18 protein-coding genes, 1 tRNA gene and 1 pseudogene are annotated in these 20221 nt (G+C 60.0%); 10 read left to right on the top strand and 10 right to left on the bottom strand.

All coding sequences use genetic code 11. The features are described from left to right. Positions 1-34 precede the first annotated feature (34 nt). The 7 genes and pseudogenes from AC0V6U_RS07420 to phoB all read left to right on the top strand — a co-directional run bounded on the left by AC0V6U_RS07420 (position 35) and on the right by phoB (position 6454). Positions 35-109: transfer RNA gene (locus AC0V6U_RS07420), tRNA-Glu, on the top strand. Positions 110-206: 97 nt separating this feature from the next. Continuing rightward, complete coding sequence (locus AC0V6U_RS07425) at positions 207-1475, top strand: sensor histidine kinase (protein ID WP_486169415.1); 1269 nt, start codon at positions 207-209, stop codon at positions 1473-1475. Between the two features lie 89 nt (positions 1476-1564). Further along, entirely contained in the window at positions 1565-2950 is a 1386-nt protein-coding gene (gene pstC, locus AC0V6U_RS07430; RefSeq protein ID WP_472645532.1) for a phosphate ABC transporter permease subunit PstC, read from the top strand. Further along, positions 2943-4210 (top strand): annotated as a pseudogene (gene pstA, locus AC0V6U_RS07435) (phosphate ABC transporter permease PstA). The gene pstC and the pseudogene pstA overlap by 8 nt, the downstream one beginning before the upstream one ends. 38 nt (positions 4211-4248) lie before the next feature. Then, positions 4249-4995, top strand: a complete 747-nt coding sequence (gene pstB / locus AC0V6U_RS07440; protein ID WP_472645721.1) for a phosphate ABC transporter ATP-binding protein PstB — start codon at positions 4249-4251, stop codon at positions 4993-4995. Next, the gene (gene phoU, locus AC0V6U_RS07445) at positions 4996-5664 is read left to right on the top strand and encodes a phosphate signaling complex protein PhoU (protein ID WP_472645533.1); all 669 of its coding nucleotides are present in this window, start codon (positions 4996-4998) and stop codon (positions 5662-5664) included. Between the two features lie 100 nt (positions 5665-5764). Then, positions 5765-6454 carry a phosphate regulon transcriptional regulator PhoB gene (phoB, locus tag AC0V6U_RS07450; protein ID WP_472645534.1) on the top strand — a complete coding sequence of 230 codons (690 nt, stop codon included), beginning with the start codon at positions 5765-5767 and terminating at the stop codon, positions 6452-6454. Here the strand turns inward: phoB and AC0V6U_RS07455 are convergent. The 5 genes from AC0V6U_RS07455 to AC0V6U_RS07475 all read right to left on the bottom strand — a co-directional run bounded on the left by AC0V6U_RS07455 (position 6451) and on the right by AC0V6U_RS07475 (position 13713). Further along, a complete protein-coding gene (locus tag AC0V6U_RS07455) occupies positions 6451-6714 on the bottom strand; it encodes an extensin-like domain-containing protein (RefSeq protein WP_472645535.1) in 264 nt (87 codons plus the stop codon). The genes phoB and AC0V6U_RS07455 overlap by 4 nt on opposite strands. Further along, positions 6659-7192: an extensin family protein gene (locus tag AC0V6U_RS07460; RefSeq protein ID WP_472645536.1), complete on the bottom strand. Its 534-nt coding sequence runs from the start codon at positions 7190-7192 to the stop codon at positions 6659-6661. The genes AC0V6U_RS07455 and AC0V6U_RS07460 overlap by 56 nt, the downstream gene beginning before the upstream one ends. A gap of 9 nt (positions 7193-7201) precedes the next feature. Beyond that, positions 7202-10903 carry an error-prone DNA polymerase gene (locus AC0V6U_RS07465; RefSeq protein WP_472645537.1) on the bottom strand — a complete coding sequence of 1234 codons (3702 nt, stop codon included), beginning with the start codon at positions 10901-10903 and terminating at the stop codon, positions 7202-7204. Between the two features lie 90 nt (positions 10904-10993). Continuing rightward, positions 10994-12472, bottom strand: coding sequence for a UdgX family uracil-DNA binding protein (locus AC0V6U_RS07470; protein WP_472645538.1), 1479 nt, complete (start codon positions 12470-12472; stop codon positions 10994-10996). Further along, positions 12469-13713 carry a putative DNA modification/repair radical SAM protein gene (locus AC0V6U_RS07475; protein ID WP_472645539.1) on the bottom strand — a complete coding sequence of 415 codons (1245 nt, stop codon included), beginning with the start codon at positions 13711-13713 and terminating at the stop codon, positions 12469-12471. Before AC0V6U_RS07475 ends, AC0V6U_RS07470 begins: the two co-directional genes overlap by 4 nt. 293 nt (positions 13714-14006) lie before the next feature. Between AC0V6U_RS07475 and AC0V6U_RS07480 the strand changes: the two genes are divergently transcribed. Further along, positions 14007-14576 carry a phosphoribosyl-AMP cyclohydrolase gene (locus AC0V6U_RS07480; protein ID WP_472645540.1) on the top strand — a complete coding sequence of 190 codons (570 nt, stop codon included), beginning with the start codon at positions 14007-14009 and terminating at the stop codon, positions 14574-14576. Between the two features lie 89 nt (positions 14577-14665). On the opposite strand, the gene AC0V6U_RS07485 is transcribed toward AC0V6U_RS07480, so the two are convergent. The 5 genes from AC0V6U_RS07485 to AC0V6U_RS07505 form a co-directional block, all read right to left on the bottom strand. Next, positions 14666-14989: a PilZ domain-containing protein gene (locus AC0V6U_RS07485; protein ID WP_472645541.1), complete on the bottom strand. Its 324-nt coding sequence runs from the start codon at positions 14987-14989 to the stop codon at positions 14666-14668. A gap of 116 nt (positions 14990-15105) precedes the next feature. Next, positions 15106-16752 (bottom strand): DUF6504 family protein, encoded by a 1647-nt coding sequence (locus AC0V6U_RS07490; protein ID WP_472645542.1) that lies wholly within the window; start codon positions 16750-16752, stop codon positions 15106-15108. Further along, the gene (locus AC0V6U_RS07495; RefSeq protein ID WP_472645543.1) at positions 16646-17521 is read right to left on the bottom strand and encodes a recA-like protein; all 876 of its coding nucleotides are present in this window, start codon (positions 17519-17521) and stop codon (positions 16646-16648) included. Before AC0V6U_RS07495 ends, AC0V6U_RS07490 begins: the two co-directional genes overlap by 107 nt. A 120-nt stretch (positions 17522-17641) precedes the next feature. Continuing rightward, complete coding sequence (locus AC0V6U_RS07500; RefSeq protein WP_472645544.1) at positions 17642-18562, bottom strand: sodium-dependent transporter; 921 nt, start codon at positions 18560-18562, stop codon at positions 17642-17644. Continuing rightward, on the bottom strand, positions 18562-19050 hold the full coding sequence (locus tag AC0V6U_RS07505; protein WP_472645545.1) for a hypothetical protein: 489 nt from the start codon (positions 19048-19050) through the stop codon (positions 18562-18564). The genes AC0V6U_RS07500 and AC0V6U_RS07505 overlap by 1 nt, the downstream gene beginning before the upstream one ends. A gap of 2 nt (positions 19051-19052) precedes the next feature. Between AC0V6U_RS07505 and AC0V6U_RS07510 the strand changes: the two genes are divergently transcribed. After that, positions 19053-19184, top strand: a complete 132-nt coding sequence (locus AC0V6U_RS07510; RefSeq protein WP_486169416.1) for a hypothetical protein — start codon at positions 19053-19055, stop codon at positions 19182-19184. Between the two features lie 11 nt (positions 19185-19195). Further along, complete coding sequence (gene panB / locus AC0V6U_RS07515; RefSeq protein ID WP_472645546.1) at positions 19196-20068, top strand: 3-methyl-2-oxobutanoate hydroxymethyltransferase; 873 nt, start codon at positions 19196-19198, stop codon at positions 20066-20068. Positions 20069-20221: the final 153 nt, after the last annotated feature.

The following is a 20221-nucleotide window of genomic DNA, read 5'->3' on the forward strand; positions in this document are numbered from 1 at the left end:
ACCCCACTAGATGCGCGGCCTCGCACACAAGTGTGGCCCCTTCGTCTAGCGGTTAGGACGCGGCCCTTTCACGGCTGAAACACGGGTTCGATTCCCGTAGGGGTCACCACCTCCTTACAGAACCGGAGTTTTAAACGCCGATTTTCGGCGCAAATCGTGCTGTCCCCTTCCCACGCTACTCGCTTGGGGTTACAGGCGAAATCGCGATGGGCAGCCAACACTCAATCCCTCCGGTGAGCGCGCTTTTGGCGCTGGTGACGTTTGTCGCTTTGTTGCTGCTGGGCGTGGACCTGATCGTTGCTTGTGCGGCCTTGCTCTTATGGCTCGGCTCTTTGGTGCTCGCCACCTCAGACGCGCCCGATCCGCCCAATACGAGGACTGAAGCGCCGATTACCCAGGACGCGATGCGCAATCTGATCGAGAACTCGGCGACGCCTCTGCTCGTTACAGAAAACAACACTATCGCCATCGCCAATCGCACCGCGCGCAAAATGCTGGGCCAGCATGTCGTCGGGCAGGACGCGCGCATGGCCTTTCGCCAGCCAAAGGCGATTTCGCTGCTGTCAAAGGGGCGCAGCGGACGCGCGGTTGTGCGCGGCCTAGTAAGGCGGCGCGACATTTGGCAGATCAATCGTCAGGCGATTGACGAAAACCTAGCGGTGATCGAGTTGATCAACAAAACAGCTGAGGCCGACATTAGCCGCGCGCATACCGACTTCGTCGCCAATGCCAGCCACGAACTGCGCACCCCGCTGGCCGGCATCATTGGCTACGCTGAAACGCTCAGCGAAGGCACAGAGACGCTCGATTCGCCAATTCCGCAGAAGTTTCTCGGCACAATCCAACGCGAGGCCAATCGCATGCAGGCATTGGTGTCCGACTTGATGTCGCTCTCTCGGATCGAGGCAGAAAAGCACGATAGGCCGAGCGAGCTCATGGAACTCGCACCAATCGTAGCCCGCGCGGCGCGCGACGCGGCAGGCGCTGAGCGGCTCGAACGGCTACAGCTTGGCAAATTTGAGACGGTCCATATTCGCGGCGATATGCAGCAGCTCGAGCAATTGGTGCGCAACCTCGTTGATAATGCGATGAAATACGGCGCAGAGGACGGGCCGGTTGCCGTAGACCTCGTCCGCTCCAAAGACATGCAGCAGGCCCGACTGACAGTTACCAACACTGGCGAAGGCATCCCGCCCGAACATTTGCCGCACCTAACCCGCCGCTTTTACCGCACCGATCCAGGACGCAGCCGAGCCTCCGGCGGAACGGGACTGGGCCTCGCGATTGTAAAACATATTGTGGAGCGTCACCGCGGAAGGCTCGAAATTGAGAGCGAATTGGGTCAAGGCACTCAGGTGATCGTGCGAATCCCGCTCGAAACACAAGAAAATAATCAACCGGAGCAGGGCACAAAAGACAGCGATATCAAGGGGCGCTCAGCAGACCAGTCCGATGCCTCCAATTCGCTGTCATGAATTTGTCTTATTTCTTCAACATCGCGGGCGCAGGCACTCAATTTGGTGCTGAACCTGTAGCGATTCTCAGGGGTAAACAGGGCTAAGAAATGTCGCCGATTACGCTTATCCTGATTGCTATTGGCCTCGGCCTTGCCGGGTGGCTGGCGGGCCGTGCGAAGGCGTGGAGCTTCCAAAAGGCCGACGCCAATGTGCGTCTGGTCGCGCGCCCAACCTATCATGCATGGTATGTTGCCGTTTGGGTTGTTCTGCCCGTGCTGGCGTTCATCGCGTTGTGGTCTTTCCTAGCCCCGCAGCTGGTGATGCAAACTGTGCTGGCATCGCCCGGTGCGGAAGGCCTACCCTCCTTCGGGTTCCAGCGCGATTCGATCCTTTCCGAGGCCCGCGCCGTTGCCACCGGCAGCGCGCAAGGCGTGTTCAATTCTGATGCGGAGGCTCTGATCGAGCCATTCCGCGAGGCGATTTCGCATTACAATTTGATCGGTCTGGTGGTCACAGTGATGATCGCCTTTGCTGGCGGTGCCTATGCGTTCCTGCGGGTCAAACCAGATTTCCGCGCCCGGACCCGGGTAGAGCGCACGGTGATGATCGTATTGCTGCTCGCCTCGCTGGTCGCGATCCTGACGACATTCGGCATTTTTGCGAGCCTCGTATTCGAGACAGTGCGTTTCTTCGGCATGGTGTCGCCCATCGACTTCCTGTTCGGCTCGTTCTGGGGCCCGGACCCGATGAGCAATCCCGAAGCGGCCGATGGCACGCGTTACGGTGCGATACCGCTGTTCTGGGGCACAATCTTTATCGGTGCGATCATCGCCATGATTGTCGCGATCCCGCTGGGGCTGATGAGCGCGATTTACCTCACGCAATATGCCAACCCGAAACTGCGCGCATGGGTAAAACCTGCGCTTGAGATTCTCGCGGGCGTCCCGACAGTGGTCTATGGCTATTTCGCCGCGCTTACAGTTGCCCCGGCTATCCGCGACATGGCGGTCGCGGTCGGTATTTCCGGCGCTTCGACAGAAAGCGCGCTGGCCGCTGGCGTCGTGATGGGCGTGATGATCATACCGTTCGTATCGTCCATGGCCGACGATTCGATTGCCGCCGTGCCTAGCGCCATGCGCGATGGCAGCCTGGCGATGGGAGCAACCCAATCAGAGACCATTCGCCGCGTGCTGTTTCCTGCCGCCCTACCCGGCATTGTCGCGGGCGTGATGCTGGCCGTCAGCCGCGCGATTGGTGAGACAATGATCGTGGTGATGGCCGCCTCGACCGCAGCCAATTTGACAGTCAATCCGCTCGAGCGAATGACCACCGTCACCGTGCAGATCGTCAAAATGCTGACCGGAGAAGGCAGCTTTGATCACCCGGCCACGCTCAGCGCCTTTGCGCTTGGTTTTGTCCTCTTCATGGTCACGCTGGCGCTCAACTTTATCGCTCTTCGCGTCGTCAAACGCTTCCGAGAGGCCTATGACTGATACCGCCAATCCAGAACTGGTGCACCCAACCCGCACACCGGAATTCGCCAAGCGGATCGAGCAGCGCTACCGTTCTGAGCGGCGTTTCCGTGCGCTCGGGCTGAGTGCGATTGTCTTTTCCGTTGCGGTATTGATCTTCCTACTCGGCAATATGCTGATGAATGGGATTGGCGGGTTTCAGCGCGCAGAGCTGGCCGTGCCGATTGACTTTGCCGAGGCAGGTTTGACGGGCGATGCGCAATCGCTCAGCTCTCCGGGCGCACTCCAGTCGCTCGAAACGCAGGGCCTGCGCGCGGTGGTGGAGTTCTATGCTGAGCGAGAGCTCGGTGAGGCTGGCGCAGCAGAAATCAGTGATGAGGCCTGGCGCGATGTCGCCAGTGATCTGATCGGCAACCCTTCATTGATCCGCGGTTCTCACACCTTCGACCTGCCCGCATCCTCTGATCTAGCCTCTGGTCTATCGGGTGAAGGCTCTGCCGAGATGCAGGCGCTCGCCCAGCAGCTGGTGAGCGATGGCAAGCTGTCCAAGAATTGGGACGCCGGGTTCATGACCCGCAGCGATGCGACCAGCCCGCAGCAAGTGGGCATTTGGGGCGCGCTCAAAGGCTCAATCCTGACGATGACGATCACGCTGCTGCTGGCGTTTCCCATCGGTGTACTCGCCGCGCTCTATTTAGAGGAATATGCGCCTAAGAACCGATGGACCGACATTATTGAGGTGTCGATCAACAACCTCGCGGCCGTGCCCTCAATCATCTTTGGCTTGCTCGGGCTAGCAGTGTTCCTCACCTTATTTCCGAACTTGAGGTCCGCGCCGCTGATCGGCGGTATGACCTTGGCGCTGATGACCATGCCAGTGATCGTCATTTCGGGCCGCAACGCGATTAAGGCGGTGCCGCCATCGATCCGCGACGGTGCGCTCGCCATTGGTGCCTCACCTGTCCAGGTGGTGTTCCATCACGTCCTCCCGCTGGCCCTGCCCGGCATGCTGACCGGTACGATTATCGGCATGGCACGCGCTTTGGGTGAAACAGCGCCGCTGCTGATGATCGGCATGCGCGCCTTCGTGGCGACACCGCCGGATGGCTTCACATCGCCGGCATGACCGTCTTGCCGGTGCAAATCTTCCTCTGGTCCGATGAAATCGACCGCGGCTTTGTCGAACGGACAAGTGCGGCTATCATTGTGCTTCTGCTGTTCCTCCTGTTGATGAACGGCCTCGCCATTTACCTCCGCAACAAATTCGAGAAGACCTGGTGACTGTCATTCACGAGAAATTGGTAGACACGAACGCAAAGATGCGCGCGCGTGATGTGTCGGTCTTTTATGGCGACAAGAAAGCCATTGATGAGGTGTCGATCGACATTTCACCCGACTATGTCACGGCCTTTATCGGGCCGTCTGGTTGCGGCAAATCGACCTTCCTGCGCTGCTTCAACCGTATGAATGACACCATTCCGGTTGCGCGGGTTACCGGCACAATTGAGCTGGAAGATGAAGACATTCACGGCAATGCGATGGACGTGGTTCAGCTGCGCGCGCGCGTCGGCATGGTGTTCCAGAAACCAAATCCGTTTCCAAAATCGATTTACGAAAACATCGCTTACGGCCCGAAAATTCATGGCCTGGCGGAAAAGAAGCCGGACGTTGACGAAGTGGTCGAAAAGTCCCTCACCCGCGCTGGCTTGTGGGACGAGGTAAAGGACCGCCTCGACGAATCTGGCACCGCCCTTTCCGGCGGTCAGCAGCAGCGCCTGTGCATCGCGCGCGCCATTGCGGTTGATCCAGAGGTCATCCTGATGGACGAGCCGTGCTCTGCGCTCGACCCCATCGCGACCGCCAAAATCGAAGAACTGATCGACGAACTATCCGGTCGCTATGCGATCGTGATCGTCACTCACTCCATGCAGCAGGCCGCGCGCGTTTCTCAGCGCACCGCCTTTTTCCACCTGGGCAAAATGGTCGAATACGGGCCGACTTCCGATATTTTCACCAACCCGATAGAAAAGCGCACTCAAGACTACATCACGGGACGGTACGGTTAAATGGCAGAACATACAGTCAAAGCCTTTGACGAGGACATCACCCGGCTTCGCGGTCTGATCGCTGAGATGGGCGGTCTTGCAGAGGTCGCCATTCAGGGCGCGCTCGATGCTCTGGTACGCGGCGACCAAGAGCTCGCCAAGAAAGTCGTCAAGAACGACAAGAAGATCGACGCGCTTGAAGCCGAAGTCGACAAGCTCTCAGTGCGGATCATTGCCCTGCGCGCGCCGATGGCGGATGATTTGCGCGAAGTGATTGCTGCGCTGAAAATCGCAGGCGTGGTTGAGCGCATTGGCGACTATTCGAAAAACATCGCAAAGCGCGTGGGCGAGATTGACGGCAAAGACCGGTTCGAACCGCTCACTCTGCTGCCCGCCATGGGCGAAGTGGCAAGCGAAATGGTGCACGATGTGCTGACGGCTTACGCTGCGCGCGACCCAGATCTGGCCCGCGAAGTGATCGCAACCGACGCTAAGGTTGATGCATTTTACAACAGCATTTTCCGCAACCTAGTGAGTCACATGGTGGAGAACCCTGCGACCATTTCCAGCGCGGCGCAGCTGCTATTCGTAGCCCGCAATCTGGAGCGGATCGGCGATCACGCCACCAATGTTGCTGAGATGGTGCATTACGCCGCGACCGGCGAATATCCGCCGGACGACGACCAGTAGGACGCAAGCTGACAATTCTTTCACAAATGACGCGAAGTTGTAGTGAAAGTGACAGATAGTACGCCGTATCGCATCCTTGGGAACGGGAGGGTTCTCAGACATGTCTGCTACTAAACTGCTATTGGTCGAAGACGATCCGGCTTTGTCGGAGCTGCTCGAATATCGTTTCCAGAACGAAGGCTATGACGTCCGCTCAACCAGCGACGGCGACGAGGCATTGATGCTGGCGAGCGAGGATGTGCCTGATCTTGTAATCCTTGACTGGATGATCGAGGGCACCAGCGGGATTGAGGTTTGCCGCAGGCTGCGCCGCGATAAGCAGACCGCGCATGTCCCAATCATCATGCTGACCGCCCGAGAGGCCGAGGACGACCGCGTGCGGGGCCTCGATACGGGCGCGGACGACTATTTGACCAAGCCATTCAGCCCGCGCGAATTGCTGGCCCGGGTGGCTGCGGTGATGCGGCGCATTCGCCCTGCCTTGGCCGACGAGACTGTCGAGGTCGGCGATATCCTGCTCGATCCGGTCGCGCATAAGGTCATGCGCGGCGGGCAGTCACTGCAACTTGGCCCAACCGAATACCGCTTGCTGAAGTTCTTTATGGAAAGCCCAGGCCGCGTGTTCAGCCGCGGACAATTGCTCGACGGCGTTTGGGGCACGGGCTCAGATATCGAACTGCGTACGGTTGATGTGCACATTCGCCGATTGCGCAAAGCCATCGAGGTTGAGGGCGCAAAAGATCCGATCCGCACAGTCCGCTCTGCTGGCTACGCGATGGAAGCGGTCTAGCGGCACACGCCCGACCAGCGCGAGGCCTGGTCAAAATGGAAATGGTCAGCATGGGCGGCGTTGTAATCCGGCGATAGGACGGTCGCGAAGACCCCGCATGCGCCATCGCGTACCTCGCGCAGGAAGCGTGCTTCATCGCTGTCTTCTGGCCAATCGCGAAGCACGCTGATTGTTCGGCCATCCGCCAGAGTAAATCCCGCAATATCAATCGCATTGGCGGTTGCATGTTCGCTCCAGGCGTTTGAACTGCCACCGCGCATCCGTGCGGCAATTGAATGCCCCCAGATGCTCGATTGTAGCAAGCTCGCTGTCTAGTATTTCAGCCGCAGCAGGCTCTACGCTGCGCTCACGCCACATCTCCAAGCCGGTGGCCACCGGGCAAGTCACGGCTGGCGTATCGGGCGCTAGCGGAAAGGTGCTCAACTGGGTACGATCAGGCCGGGCACAAGCCCCCTCACCCGTCGTCGGCAGCGCATCAAAGGCGACCGCGCTCCGCTCCAGCACAGAGCGGCACTGCGGCACATCGTCTTTCAGCGCCGCTAGTTTTCCTGCCGTTGCCCAGCCAATCGGGTGGCGCAGATCAAGTGGTGCTGTGGGATCATGCTGTGGATGCGCTTTCAGCCAGCTCCATCCTGCGAAAAATACGGTCGCGATGATCGCGAGCAGAATGAAACGCCGTTCCCTGCGGAATTGTCCGATACGGCGGCTGATTTTGGTGAGTTTGCGCTTGCGAGGCATATCAAGGTCTTAGTGGAAGTCGCGCGACTTCGGCAATATCCGATGGCCTCGCGGATGGCCCGTGACGTTTGGAGTTTGCCCCAGCGCGGTGCTGGGCGGCAATTCGTCAATCATATCGCGCGTTTTCAGCGCAGGCTTTTCCGCTGGCGGTTTGCGGCTAACCAGTGGGGAGTTCACGTGATCCGCCCGCGCGACCGGAGCGTTCAGCATATCGTCTGATAGGCCGTACAAAGCCTCTGTCGCGTCAGTCATATGGTGCGCGATCACATGGATCACCTCATCATCATATTCGACACGCCCGCGCACCTCCATCAAGCGTGCGCCCATCACCACGCGGCGCTGTTTTTCCTTAAGATCAGGCCACACGACCAGGTTCACCACGCCGGTCTCATCCTCCAGCGTGATAAAGCACACGCCCTTGGCGCTGCCCGGTCGCTGCCGGATCAGGACCACGCCGGCGACCTGAACCATGCTGCGGAACTTTCGGTCTCTGAGCTCGCTGGCCCGCACGAACCCGCGCTCTGCCAAGCTGGGGCGCAGGAACGACATCGGATGCGCTTTTAGGCTGAGGCGCGTGGTCTGATAATCTGCCACCACTTCTTCTGACAACGGCATTTGTGGCAATTGAGTGGCGCTGCGTTCTGCACCCTCATCTCGCTCAGCAGCGGCCTTGAACAGGGGGAGATCAGGCGCGGCAATAAGGCTGCGCGCATCCCACAGGGCCTGCCTGCGTGAAAGGCCAAGTGAGGTGAAGCAATCCGCGCTCGCAAGCCGTTCAATATGCGCCGACGAAAGGTGCGCACGCTCCTGCAATTCCGCGACATCTTTGAACGCCCCGCCCTGCTCTCGTGCTGCGATCAAATTCGCCGCGACATGTTCGGGCAGACCATCAACCTGCCGCAGCCCAAGCCGCAGCGCGATATGCTTATCGAGACGGCCCCTATTCTGCGGCTCGCTATCGCTCGCACCGAAGCCGCCCGCTCCCTCCACCCTTCCACCCGGATGATCTCCCGGTAGGCTCCGGGTGGAAGGGTGGAGGGAGCGGGTGGCTTCGGCTGAGGGGTGCACGGATGTGCAGCCCGTACGCAGCTCAAGCGTGCAATCCCATTCGCTGTCATTCACATCAGCGGGCAGCACCGCAACGCCGTGCTCACGCGCATCGCGCACGATCTGAGCTGGAGCATAGAAACCCATCGGCTGCGAGTTGAGCAGACCGCAGGCAAAGGCCGCCGGGAAATGGCATTTGAGCCAGCTTGAGACATAGACCAAATGCGCAAAACTGGCGGCATGACTCTCTGGAAAGCCGTATTCGCCAAAGCCCTTGATCTGATTGAAGCAGCGTTCTGCAAAGTCTGGATCATAGCCGCGTTCGACCATTCGCCCGACCATCATATCCTCCAGCTCATGCACCATGCCGCGGCTGCGAAAAGTCGCCATCGCCTTGCGCAATCGATTGGCTTCAGTGGATGAAAACTTCGCTGCATCGAGCGCAATCTTCATCGCCTGCTCCTGAAAGATCGGCACACCCAAAGTGCGCTCCAAAATAGAAGAAAGCTCATCCGGCGGGCCATGCTGGGGCGATGGAGCGGGGATTTGTACCGGCTCAGCGCCCCGGCGGCGTTTCAAATAAGGGTGCACCATATCGCCCTGGATCGGGCCGGGGCGCACAATCGCGACCTGGATCACAAGATCATAAAATTCGCGCGGGCGCAGGCGCGGCAGCATGTTCATCTGCGCGCGGCTTTCGACCTGAAACACGCCCAGCGAATCCCCCTTGCGCAGCATTGCATAGGTTTCTGGATCCTCGCGCGGCACCGTGGCCAGCGTCAGGCTACGGCCATGGTGATCCTCCAGCAGATCAAGGCATTTCTTGATGCAGGTCAGCATCCCCAGCGCCAGCACATCAACCTTCAGAATGCCGAGCGCCTCGATATCGTCCTTGTCCCATTCGATGAAACTGCGATCCGGCATCGCGCCATTACCGATGGGGACGGTCTCCGTCAGCGCGCCTTCGGTGAGGATAAAGCCGCCGACATGCTGCGACAGATGGCGCGGCATGCCGATCATCTGCTCGGTCAGCGCCAGCACGCGGCGCAAATGCGGATCGTCTAGCTTCATGCCGATCTCCTCGACATGCGCCTCGCCAATCTCGCGCCCATGCCCGCCCCACACCGTGCGGGCGAGCGCGCTGGTGACATCCTCTGACAGACCCATCGCTTTGCCAACCTCGCGGATTGCCATGCGCGGGCGATAATGGATGACCGTCGCGGTCAATCCAGCGCGGTGTCGGCCATATTTCTCATAGATATATTGGATCACCTCCTCGCGCCGTTCGTGCTCGAAATCGACGTCGATATCAGGCGGTTCCTTGCGCTCTTCAGAGATGAAGCGGTCGAACAAGAGCTGATGCTTTGCCGGGTCAACGCTGGTGATTTCCAGGCAATAGCAGACCGCCGAATTGGCTGCACTGCCGCGCCCCTGGCACAGGATCGGCGGGTCAACACTGCGCGCGTAATCGACGATGTCTTTGATAGTGAGAAAATAGCGCGCCAGATCAAGCTTGCCGATCAGTGCAAGCTCGCGCTCCAATGTTTGGCGCACAGCATCAGGCACGCCGGATGGATAGCGCCGCTCTGCCCCGCGCTGCGTCTCGCTTTCGAGGAACGCCTGCGGTGTCATGCCCTGCGGATAGATCTCCTCCGGATATTCATAGCGCAGTTCATCAAGGCTGAACTCGCAAGCATCCGCCACCTCGCGCGCGGCGCGAATGGCATGCGGCCAGCGGGCAAACAGCCGCTGCATCTCTTGCGGCGGCTTAAGGTAACGCTCGCCATTGCCGTGCAGCAAATGCCCCGCCTCGGCGACCTTCACCTTGTGCCGGATCGCGGTCATCACATCTTGCAAGGGTCGGCGCTGAGGCGCGTGGTAATGCACATCATTGGTGGCGAGCAGCATCAGGCCATTGGCCCGCGCCAGAGCGTCCAACCGGTCAATCCGTGCCACGTCCTCGCCGCGGTAGAGATAGCTGGCTGCGATGTGACCGAGCGTGGGAATCTGAGTGATGAGATGAGGGAGAAGCTCAGGCAAAGTCCCTCTTACCTCGTCATCCAGGCCTCCAAGCTGGGATCCCGCTTTTTCTGCTTCCTGTTCGGAAAAGCAGCTGGACCCCGGATCAAGTCCGGGGTGACGAAAGGGGATGATGTTGCTCATCACCTTTATCGTAAATTCGCTCGCCAAATCACCCGGCGGCAGCAGGATCAATTGCACATCCTCAGAATGCTGAGACAGCATCGCAAGGTCGATCTCGCACACGCCCTTGTCCTGCCATTCACCGCCGAGTGTCTGCATCCGTCCGGCGCTGATCAGGCGGCATAGCCGCCCGTAAGCCGCGCGGTTTTTAGGGTATGCCAGAAACGCGAGACCCTCGGCCGTTTCGATGCGGGTGCCGATGACGGGCCGCAGTTTGAGCGTCTTCGCCTCGCTGTGGACCCGCACCACGCCGGCGAAAGAATTCACATCCGCAATCCCGATGGCATCATAGCCGAGCGTGCGGGCCGTCATGGTGAGGTCCACCGCATCGGACGCACCGCGCAGAAAGCTGAAACAGCTGACCAATCCGAGTTCGACGAATGCTGCGCGATCCGGCGCGCTGATCAGATCGGGGTCGAGCTCAATTGTCCGTTTGTCTGGGGTGAGAGGGGCGTCAGGCATAACTCAGGACTCCGTTCGTCCTGAGCTTGCCCGAAGGACTGCCTTCTTCGAGCACCACGCCAGAAGAGAAAGACAACCCTTCGGGCAAGCTCAGGGCGAGCGGGAATGGAATTCCCCCAGCTCTTCTAACCGCGCGTTGACTGCTGCCAGGTCAGCGGCAAACAAAGCTGCTTGCTCTGCGCGCGCCTCACCGTCCAAGCGCAGCAAATAGGCCGGATGCGCGGTGACCCACAGCTCCGCTTTATCCTCGAGCATGATAGGAGCTCCGCGCGCAGCCTTCAGGCTCACCGTCTTGCCCAGCAACCCGCGCGCCGCCGATGCGCCCAGGGCCAGTATGACGCGCGGTTTCACAATTGCCCGTTCGCTCTCCAGCCACCAACGGCAGGTGTCGATCTCTTTGGCTGTCGGGGTCTGGTGAATGCGCCGCTTGCCCCGCTGGACGAACTTGAAATGCTTCACCGCATTGGTGACATAGGCGGCGCTGCGATCAATCCCGGCCTGCGCCAAAGCTGCATCCAGCAATTGGCCCGCTGGCCCCACAAACGGCCTGCCCGCCAGATCTTCCTGATCGCCCGGCTGCTCGCCAACGATCATCAGCGGCGCGCGCTGTGCGCCCTCGCCCATAACCGCGCGCGTCCCGCAATCGGCGATCGGGCAGTCGCGGCAATTGCGGGCCGCCTCAGCCAGCTCAGCCAGGCTATCCGGGAGTTCACGCGCCTCGCGCGTTCCGGCTGCCACCATGTTCGCCTCGCGTGCCTGCGCCCCGGCGATCAGGTCGGGAATGAGTGCAGCCTCCGGCATGTTCTTCCAGTATTTCTTCGGCATTTCAGACAGCATCGCACCGACTTTCAGCCGCGCCGGATTGAAGATCGATGCGTAATACGACTTCCACAGCTCCTCCACTGGATCGCCATCCGGCGCATCGCTGCGCTGCGCGGGGCCGCTTTCCCGCATGGTCTCACCATCCCAATGGAGGCAGCCGCGCGGGGTCAGGATCGACCAATTCATGTTGGCAAAGCGCCGCATGAAAAAGCCCGCATTGGCGCGCACGATATGATGATCCGGCTCAAACCAAGCGACATAATGCTCGCCACCCGCACCATCCTCAACTTGGCGAAAGCGGACAAAGGCGTGCATTTTGTGGCTGTCGCGGCGCACCGACTTGTCGAGCTCCTCCACCCGGCGCACATCGAGGTCGGTCTTGTCCTCCATCATGCGCGGATTGCTCTGAAGCCGCCACAGCAGACGGTAGAGCAGCGCAAAGCGTTCTGGATCGGAATGCAGCGCCGCATTGCGCGCTAGGCTCAGGAACCGCTTGCTCGCCCGCGCAGGCCGGGAATCTCGATCTGGCACGGGCAGACGCTTGGCTAGCCCGGAAGCGCCGTTTTGCGCAAACAGATCGCCCGTCCCACCTGGCTCGATCCAAGAGACTCTGTCTGGAGGCACTTCGCATTGGACCAGCGCACGCGCCTGGTCCCGCCAAAACGCAAAATCATCCGGAGCTGGCAATTGCACAGCGTAATGCGCGCCCATGGACGGCGCCCGTGTTGAGAGGGCCTGCCCGCTCATGATGCAAACAGCTCCAGCTGTTCCTGCTTAGGCGCGAGCAGGCTGCGCAAATCCGCCCGGTCTGTCAGCGTCGTCGGGCGCCAATCAAGCGCGGTAATAAAGGGGCGCACCTTGGCGATCGATTGGGTCAGCCGCGCCACGTCATCAAGCCGCAGGGTCCGGTGCCGCCGTGCAGCAATGATGCGCCGCACCGCTGTCGGCCCCAACCCTGGCACGCGCAGCAGCATCTCTTTGCCCGCGCGGTTCACATCCACCGGGAATGTCCCGCGAAATTTGAGCGCCCAGGCAAGCTTCGGATCAATATCGAGCGGCAGATTGCCATCCGCATCCGTCGCCTCGCACACCTCGCCCGGCGCATAGCCATAAAACCGCATCAGCCAGTCAGATTGATACAGCCGGTGCTCACGCAGCAAGGGCGGGCGTTGCAACGGCAAAACCGCGCTGGCATCGGGAATGGGCGAAAAGGCGCTGTAATAGACCCGGCGCAAACCAAAGGAATCGTAAAGCTGGCTCGCCTTGCCAACGATATCCGCATCAGACGCCCGGTCCGCACCGACGATCATCTGGGTCGATTGGCCCGCCGGGGCAAAGCGCGGTGCGTGGCGAAAGCGTTTGCGCGCATCCTTTGCCTCGATGATGTCGTCCTTCGTCTTGGCAATCGCGCCTTCGATCTGCCGCTCGTCTTTATCAGGCGCGAGGCGGGTCAGACCGCTGGTCGTTGGCAATTCGACATTGATGGAGACCCGATCAGCATACAGCCCCGCCTGGCGCACCAGCTCCGGATCCGCCTCGGGAATGGTCTTTAAGTGAATGTAGCCGCGAAAATCATACTCCTCGCGCAGGATGCGAGCGGCCTCGACCATCTGCTCCATCGTGAAATTGGAGCTTTTGATAATGCCCGATGAGAGGAACAGTCCCTCGATATAATTGCGCCGGTAAAAATTGAGCGTCAGGTCCGCAACCTCTTGCGGGGTGAAGCGCGCACGCCGCACATTCGAGCTTTTGCGGTTGATGCAGTAGTGGCAATCGAAAATGCAGTGATTGGTCAGCAATATTTTGAGCAATGAAATGCACCGGCCATCTGGCGCATAGGCGTGGCAAATGCCCATCCCCTCGGTCGATCCGATCCCTTTGCCGCCCAGCGAGTTCTTTTTCGCCGTCCCCGAAGACGCGCAAGAGGCATCATATTTCGCCGCATCAGCGAGAATCTCGAGCTTTTCTAAGAGCGATTTTTGAGCCATCGGAACATCCCTTTTGTTCCTTATATGTTCTAATTGAGCTCAGTAATAGTGCGGAATTTGCAACCGCAAATCGAACGAGTAGCGATGCCTCACTGAGGGTCGATATCCGCCGCTCATAAAAGAAATCAGACAAAAACGCTCCGATACGGGAACCTCCTCAGCCGTAGTGAGTATTTTGCACAAGTCCGGGCCCCTCTGGCGAGCAATCGTGCTCGTGATGTCGGACGGTAACATGCGGCCATGACCGCGCATCTATGACGGGGGCGCCACGCTCCCCCGCAAGGGAGTATGAAATGAAGAAGTTTGTTTGTGTTTCTGTACTCGGAGCAAGCGCTCTGACACTGGCAGCTTGCGGCGAGACTGCGACTGCTTCGGCCGACGGTTCCGACAGCAACCCAATCACTGCAGCAGAAGTAGAAGCCGCTCAGCAAGCATGGGGCGAAGGCATCGTCGCCATCGGCGCGACCTTCACCGAAGAAGGCGATTTCCGCGCACGCGCTGAAGAGCACATCAACACCCACTATGCTTACGGCGATGACGCGACGATCCTGTTCAAGCCGACTTTGGCCGCTGAAGATCAGTTCCGCGAGAGCTTCGATGAAGCGCTCAGCTATTTCGTAGGCACCGAAGGCACTGAAGATGGCGGTTTCGCGATCGCCCCTTACACCGCAGTGCGCTGGGAAAATAACGGCACCGTGATCGACGAAGATGGCGATATGGCGGTTGCCATGGGCAATTACTTCTTCACCGGCACCGATGGAAACGAGACCAAAGTTGAGTATTCATTCGCCTATGAAAAAGACGAAAATGGCGAGCTGAAGATCGTTCTTCACCACAGCTCACTGCCTTTCAATCCGAGCTAATCGCTCAAAATTGACACGCTGAATGGGGTCGGTGCCTAGCGGCATCGGCCCTTTTTGCGTTTAGCGATGGTGAGATTTGAAGCGCGGGCTTACTTTTTGCCCGGATCGAAATCGCTCAGGCTGACGCCGTTCTGCTTGCATAGGTGATCAATGATCGCTGCGTGCATCTGGCCTTCAAAGGCAACACCAGCGAACTCGCCTTCAACCCAGGCGATTGTTCCCATTGGCGCGTTGATACCATCAACCTTCATCACCACTCGGTCGCCGATGCTAGCAAAGCCAGACTTGGCTTTGATCTTGCAGCCCCCTTCGGAGATGTCGATCAGATCAACAAACACCACGCGCGAGCGAACGCGGCTTTTGACCATCAGGCTAAGCGGCTTTCTATCGGCCGTACGAGGGATGCTGTGCATGTTCATGCTGCCTACGTAGCCAAAAACCGTAAACGAATAATAACCGAGGCGTTGAGGGAGCGCACAAGACACAGTTAACGCCGCGCATGCTTAGGCGGCGCTGAGTAGCCAGAGAGCTAGGCGCACAGCCCCTGCAAATACCATGCAGGCATACCTCCGCGCCCATCATCAGCGAGGCCGTGGCGATAGATCCAATAGCGCTGCCCCTTGGCATCTTCGATCCGGTAATAATCGCGTAAACGCACGCTGGAGCGCTCCCGCCACCACTCGGGCGCAATCCGTTCAGGCCCCTCTACGCGCACCACTTCGCGCACTTTTCCGCGCCAGCGAAATCGCTGAGGATAGCCATCAGGCGAGGCGTAAAGCACAGAAATGACCTCTGCTTTATCAAGCATTTTTAATGGTCTGCGGTAGAATTCTAATGTATCTTGCGAAGCCGCCTGATGCTCAAGCGGGGGCACCCAGACCTGCGCGCGCTCGGGAATATGGCTGGCGTGCGGGATCGGCCGTCGCACCGCCTCTGGGCCAAGCCGCACCTTCAGCCGGTCAATGCAGGCGGCCAGCGATGTGCCGTGCTGCTCAGCAGCGGTTTCAATATCGCCCTGCCCCAATGCCAGCGGTTCTGACCAGCTAGCCCGCAGGCGCACAATCTCAATCCCGAAACCGGCGTCAATATCCTCAAGTTTGTTGGTGAACAGCCGGGTAATATGCGCCGCGTCGCGGGTGGCCGCCGCCAATTCCAGCTTTCGCACCAACACTTCGCCATCGACCCGCCACAGCCCAAGCTCGAGCCTGCGCGCGCCTTCGCCTTTGCCCTCCAGCTCGCGCGCCATATCTGCGGCGAGATCGGACAGCACCTGATCGAGCAGGCTGCGATGACGGATCGGCTCCATCAAGCGCCGCTGAACCAGAGGCATGGTCTGCGCGATCACGGGCAGCAATGGCTCTGGCACTTTGCCCAGCAATTGATCGAGCCGGATCAAGGGATTTGCAGTGGGCGACTTGCTGCGAAAACGGCGTTTCAAAGCATCCCGACCAGAGGCTTCGCTGACATTGCCATCAAAGCCAGAGCCGCCCTTGGCGATTGCGGCGAGATCCCCCAGAGATTTGAGCCCCAAACGCCGAAGCACGGTGAGCACATTCGGATCGAGACGCAGAGCGGCAACCGGCAGATCGGCGAGTATCCGCATCGCATCGTCCTGACACGCCAGTATCAGCTCAGAACTGCCCGTTTTCGCTCCAAAATGCGCCAGCGCCCATGCTGCGCCCGCTGTGGGAGCAATCGCAGCGCGTGCGGCCAGTCCCCGCGCTGCGCAGGCCGTGTGCACATCTTCGAGCAGCCGGACCTCTCCGCCAAACAGATGAGCAGCCCCGCTCACATCGACCAGCACTCCATCGGGCGGATCGAGCGCGCTCCACGGCCCCCAACGCTGAGCCCATAGGGCGAGCTTCTCCAGAAAGTCGAGGTCTCCCGTCTGATCAGACGGCGCAACCGCGATATCCGGGCACAATGTGCGCGCATCAGCCAGCATCATGCCGGGAGCAGCCCCTGCGGCGCGCCCCAGATCATTGACCGCATCAATGCGCGGGCCATGCGCGGTTTCTGTAATCAGAGCGGTGGGTACTGCATCGGCGCCCTCCCCGCGCGCAATCGCGTTACAGCGCCGCCAGCGATCGACCGACAGTTGGGCGAGCCAGATTGCCAATATCCGCCGCGGCGGTGTGTTTGCGGGGCTCTGTTGCTCGCAGGTTTCCTTTCTCATCGCTCAAAATCCATTCTCCGGGGGGATGCATGCGGGCGCGGAACAATTCCGCCTGCCAGGCTGAATCGCCGGGCGCGTCCGCATTCCAGCGCGGTGCAGCTGATGGCGCGGCCTCCACTCGCCAGCGCATGCGCGCAGAGGACAGGTCAGCGCTCGCATCAAGCCGCACCAGCCACAGCGGCACCCCATGCTTTTCCGCCGCGAGGCTAAGGCGGCGCGATGCGGTGAAATCGAGCGCGCGCGGATTGCCGGCAATCTCTCCCATCACAAATGCAAGATCGCGGCAGCGCAGCCCCTCCTCCAACGCAAACAGCGCATCTTGAGCGCTCTTTGCCGCCACATGGATCACCCGGCGGCGCAGATCAGGCGGCAGACCCTGCGCATAGGGCCGCCCGGTTAAGCGGATCGCCTCGCGGTCTTGCACCCACAGGATCTGACGCTGATCATCCACCTCTGCCAGCGGGTCGCTGCGCTGCGCCCTTGCCTGAGCCGCCAAAGCGTCGCGGGCCAGCGCCAATGCCGCACCCGCCCCGCTCGCATCCTGAGCGCTGGCGAACACCTCTGAATGAGATGCTGCCGAGAGACCCGGCCGCCAGCGCGCCTCGCGGCGACGCGATTGTGCGAGGATATCGCTCGCCCGGACGGGCTTGAGCGCGGCGCAGGCCGCCATCCCAACCGACAGGCGCGCCGAAGAGACGCCGGACACGGCAGTGCCCACAGAAGGGCTATGGAGCGCGGTCGCTCTGGAGGGGTTTGCAGCACTGGTCATAGGAACATCTTTGCCCAAGCGGGTCGCTTAGAACGACTCGCCTGTTCTTATTATGTTCCACAATGCCGAAAAGATTGCAATGGGGGAGAACAGCCGGTCAGGCCGCCCTCCCCCTAATGCCTAGCCAAACAGGCCGAACGCCAAAATGATGGTCAGCACGATCGGGCAAACAAAGCGCACGAGAATGCGCCAGATCTGGTGGAGCAGCCCGTCGAGCCCGTTCTCATCATCGATCAACCGCGCATCCGCGATCCAGCCAACAAAGATACAGGTCAGGATCGCGCCAATCGGCATGAACAGCTTCGCCGTGACACCGTCCAGCGCATCAAAGAAATTCGCCTCAGCAAAGATCGGGATGAACGCCAGCGGCCGGAAATCAGCCATTTCATTGAAGGACAATGCCGATAGGATACCCAATACCGCTGCACCTACGCCGACAATTGCGGTCGCAACCGGACGCGGCAGCTTGAATTTCTCAAGCGTGTACGCGGTCGGTGCCTCCATCAAGGAAACTGAGCTCGTCAGCGCCGCAAAGAAGATCATGATGAAGAACAATAGGCCGATCAGCGAACCAAATGGCATCTGCTGAAAAGCAACTGGCAGAGACGCAAACATCAGGCCCGGCCCGGCGCTGGCGGAAAGACCAGCAGCGAACACAATTGGGAAAATCGCCAGACCAGCGAGCAAAGCAACCGCCGTATCTGCGCCCGCGATGATCCCTGAGGTTTTGCCCAGGTTCGTCTCGCGGCTGGCATAGGCGCCATAAGTCATCATCCCAGCCACACCGAGCGACAATGAGAAGAACGCCTGGCCCACCGCCGCCAGCATGACTTCACCGGTCAATTTGGAGAAATCGAAAGTGAAAAGGTAGCTCACCGCTTGGCTGAACTCACCGGTGAATGCGCCGTAGATCGTGATCGCCAGGAACAGCACGAAGAACAGCGGCATCAGATACACCGCCACCCACTCGATCCCGCTGGAAATACCGCGCGCCACGAAAAACAGGGTCAGCGCCAGAAAGCCAAGGTTGAGCCCAACCATTAGGCCGCCATTGCCGAACAATCCGGGCAGCAGCCCTTCGATATCGCTCGCAGCGCGCCCTTCAAAAGCGCCGCTGCGGCAAGGCCTGTTTGCACCAGATCGCTCGCAAAGACGCCGATATAATACAGCACCCATCCGCCCACGACGCAGTAGAAACTGAGGATCAGGAAGGCGGCAAAAACGCCCATTGAGCCAATAATGCCCCAGCCCTTCGAAGCCCCGGAATCCGCCGCCACACGTCGCACGCTTTCTGGCGCAGAGGCCTGACCATGGCGGCCAACCAGCACTTCAGACAGCAAAACAGGTAGACCGATCAGCAACACACAGAAAATGTAGAAAAGAACAAAAGCCCCGCCGCCATTCTCGCCCGCCTCAGCGGGGAAGCGCCACATGTTTCCGAGGCCAACGGCCGACCCCACTGCGGCCAGAATAAAGGCTGTGCGCGAAGACCAACCCTCACGCGCGCTCGAACCGGAAGAAGCAACCATTTATGTATTACCCTCTCACGCGCCGATCCGGCGCAAATTGTTATGCGCAAGTCATGCAAGAAAATTGCGGCGGCGTAAACGCCTCTTACAAACGCTCCACGGCGGGCTTTGCCAAGCCTGCATCGCGCGGCTAGAGACTAGCGCCATGTCGACTACATTTCAGCTTGATACGAGCACGAGCCGCGCCACTCCCACGCCTAAGCCGAGGAAACGCCTCACTGTGCCGCGCATTCGCGACCACAAGAAGGACGGCACAACCAAAGAACCGCTGGTGATGCTCACCGCATACACCGCGCGTCAGGCGCAATTGCTGGATACGCATTGCGACATGCTGCTGGTCGGAGATTCGCTGGGCCAAGTGATCTACGGGCTCGATTCCACCCTGCCAGTGACGCCAGAAATGATGATCGCGCATGGCGCAGCGGTCGTGCGTGGCAGCTATCACAGCGTTGTCGTGGTCGATATGCCGTTTGGCTCTTACGAGGGGTCAAAAGAGCAAGCTTTCGACACAGCCAGCCGGATCATGGCCGAAACAGGATGCGCCGCTGTCAAGCTTGAAGGCGGCGAAGCGATGGCCGAGACGGTCGCTTTCCTCTCCAACCGAGGAATGCCTGTGATGGGCCATGTGGGCCTGACCCCGCAGGCGGTCAATGTTCTCGGCGGATATGCTGCGCGCGGTCGCAGCCAGCACGAGCATGAGAAGATTATCGCTGATGGCAAGGCGCTGGAGGAGGCCGGTGCTTTCTCCGTCGTCGTTGAAGGCGTGATTGAGCCGATCGCCATATCGCTCACCCAGTCACTCGAAGTGCCCGTGATCGGCATCGGAGCCTCGGCGCAATGCGATGGCCAAGTGTTGGTCACCGAAGACATGCTGGGCATGTTTGAACGCGTGCCGCGCTTTGTAAAACGCTATGAAAACATTGCCGAAGTGATCGACAAGACGGTTGCGACCTATGCCGAGGAAGTGCGCGCGCGCAGTTTCCCGACCGCTGAGCAAACGTACCAGCCGAAGAGCTAGGCCGCGCTTTCCTGACGGCCTGCAAGCATGCTGGCCAAGGGCGCGGCCCACACCAGCTGCAGCAGATGATACAGCAGCAGCGGCGCGATTACGAAGCCGAGCGGCATTGGGCGGAAACAGGATCGCGGCGAGCGGCGCGCCGATGGCGACGCT

It is taken from the genome of Erythrobacter sp. W36, assembly GCF_057364935.1.

Coding starts and splice junctions, on each gene's coding strand:
- AC0V6U_RS07425 (WP_486169415.1), top strand. CDS start 207: ATGGGCAGCCAACACTCAATCCCTCCGGTGAGCGCGCTTTTGGCGCTG.
- pstC (WP_472645532.1), top strand. CDS start 1,565: ATGTCGCCGATTACGCTTATCCTGATTGCTATTGGCCTCGGCCTTGCC.
- pstB (WP_472645721.1), top strand. CDS start 4,249: ATGCGCGCGCGTGATGTGTCGGTCTTTTATGGCGACAAGAAAGCCATT.
- phoU (WP_472645533.1), top strand. CDS start 4,996: ATGGCAGAACATACAGTCAAAGCCTTTGACGAGGACATCACCCGGCTT.
- phoB (WP_472645534.1), top strand. CDS start 5,765: ATGTCTGCTACTAAACTGCTATTGGTCGAAGACGATCCGGCTTTGTCG.
- AC0V6U_RS07455 (WP_472645535.1), bottom strand. CDS start 6,714: ATGCGCGGTGGCAGTTCAAACGCCTGGAGCGAACATGCAACCGCCAAT.
- AC0V6U_RS07460 (WP_472645536.1), bottom strand. CDS start 7,192: ATGCCTCGCAAGCGCAAACTCACCAAAATCAGCCGCCGTATCGGACAA.
- AC0V6U_RS07465 (WP_472645537.1), bottom strand. CDS start 10,903: ATGCCTGACGCCCCTCTCACCCCAGACAAACGGACAATTGAGCTCGAC.
- AC0V6U_RS07470 (WP_472645538.1), bottom strand. CDS start 12,472: ATGAGCGGGCAGGCCCTCTCAACACGGGCGCCGTCCATGGGCGCGCAT.
- AC0V6U_RS07475 (WP_472645539.1), bottom strand. CDS start 13,713: ATGGCTCAAAAATCGCTCTTAGAAAAGCTCGAGATTCTCGCTGATGCG.
- AC0V6U_RS07480 (WP_472645540.1), top strand. CDS start 14,007: ATGAAGAAGTTTGTTTGTGTTTCTGTACTCGGAGCAAGCGCTCTGACA.
- AC0V6U_RS07485 (WP_472645541.1), bottom strand. CDS start 14,989: ATGCACAGCATCCCTCGTACGGCCGATAGAAAGCCGCTTAGCCTGATG.
- AC0V6U_RS07490 (WP_472645542.1), bottom strand. CDS start 16,752: ATGAGAAAGGAAACCTGCGAGCAACAGAGCCCCGCAAACACACCGCCG.
- AC0V6U_RS07495 (WP_472645543.1), bottom strand. CDS start 17,521: ATGACCAGTGCTGCAAACCCCTCCAGAGCGACCGCGCTCCATAGCCCT.
- AC0V6U_RS07500 (WP_472645544.1), bottom strand. CDS start 18,562: ATGGTTGGGCTCAACCTTGGCTTTCTGGCGCTGACCCTGTTTTTCGTG.
- AC0V6U_RS07505 (WP_472645545.1), bottom strand. CDS start 19,050: ATGGTTGCTTCTTCCGGTTCGAGCGCGCGTGAGGGTTGGTCTTCGCGC.
- AC0V6U_RS07510 (WP_486169416.1), top strand. CDS start 19,053: ATGTATTACCCTCTCACGCGCCGATCCGGCGCAAATTGTTATGCGCAA.
- panB (WP_472645546.1), top strand. CDS start 19,196: ATGTCGACTACATTTCAGCTTGATACGAGCACGAGCCGCGCCACTCCC.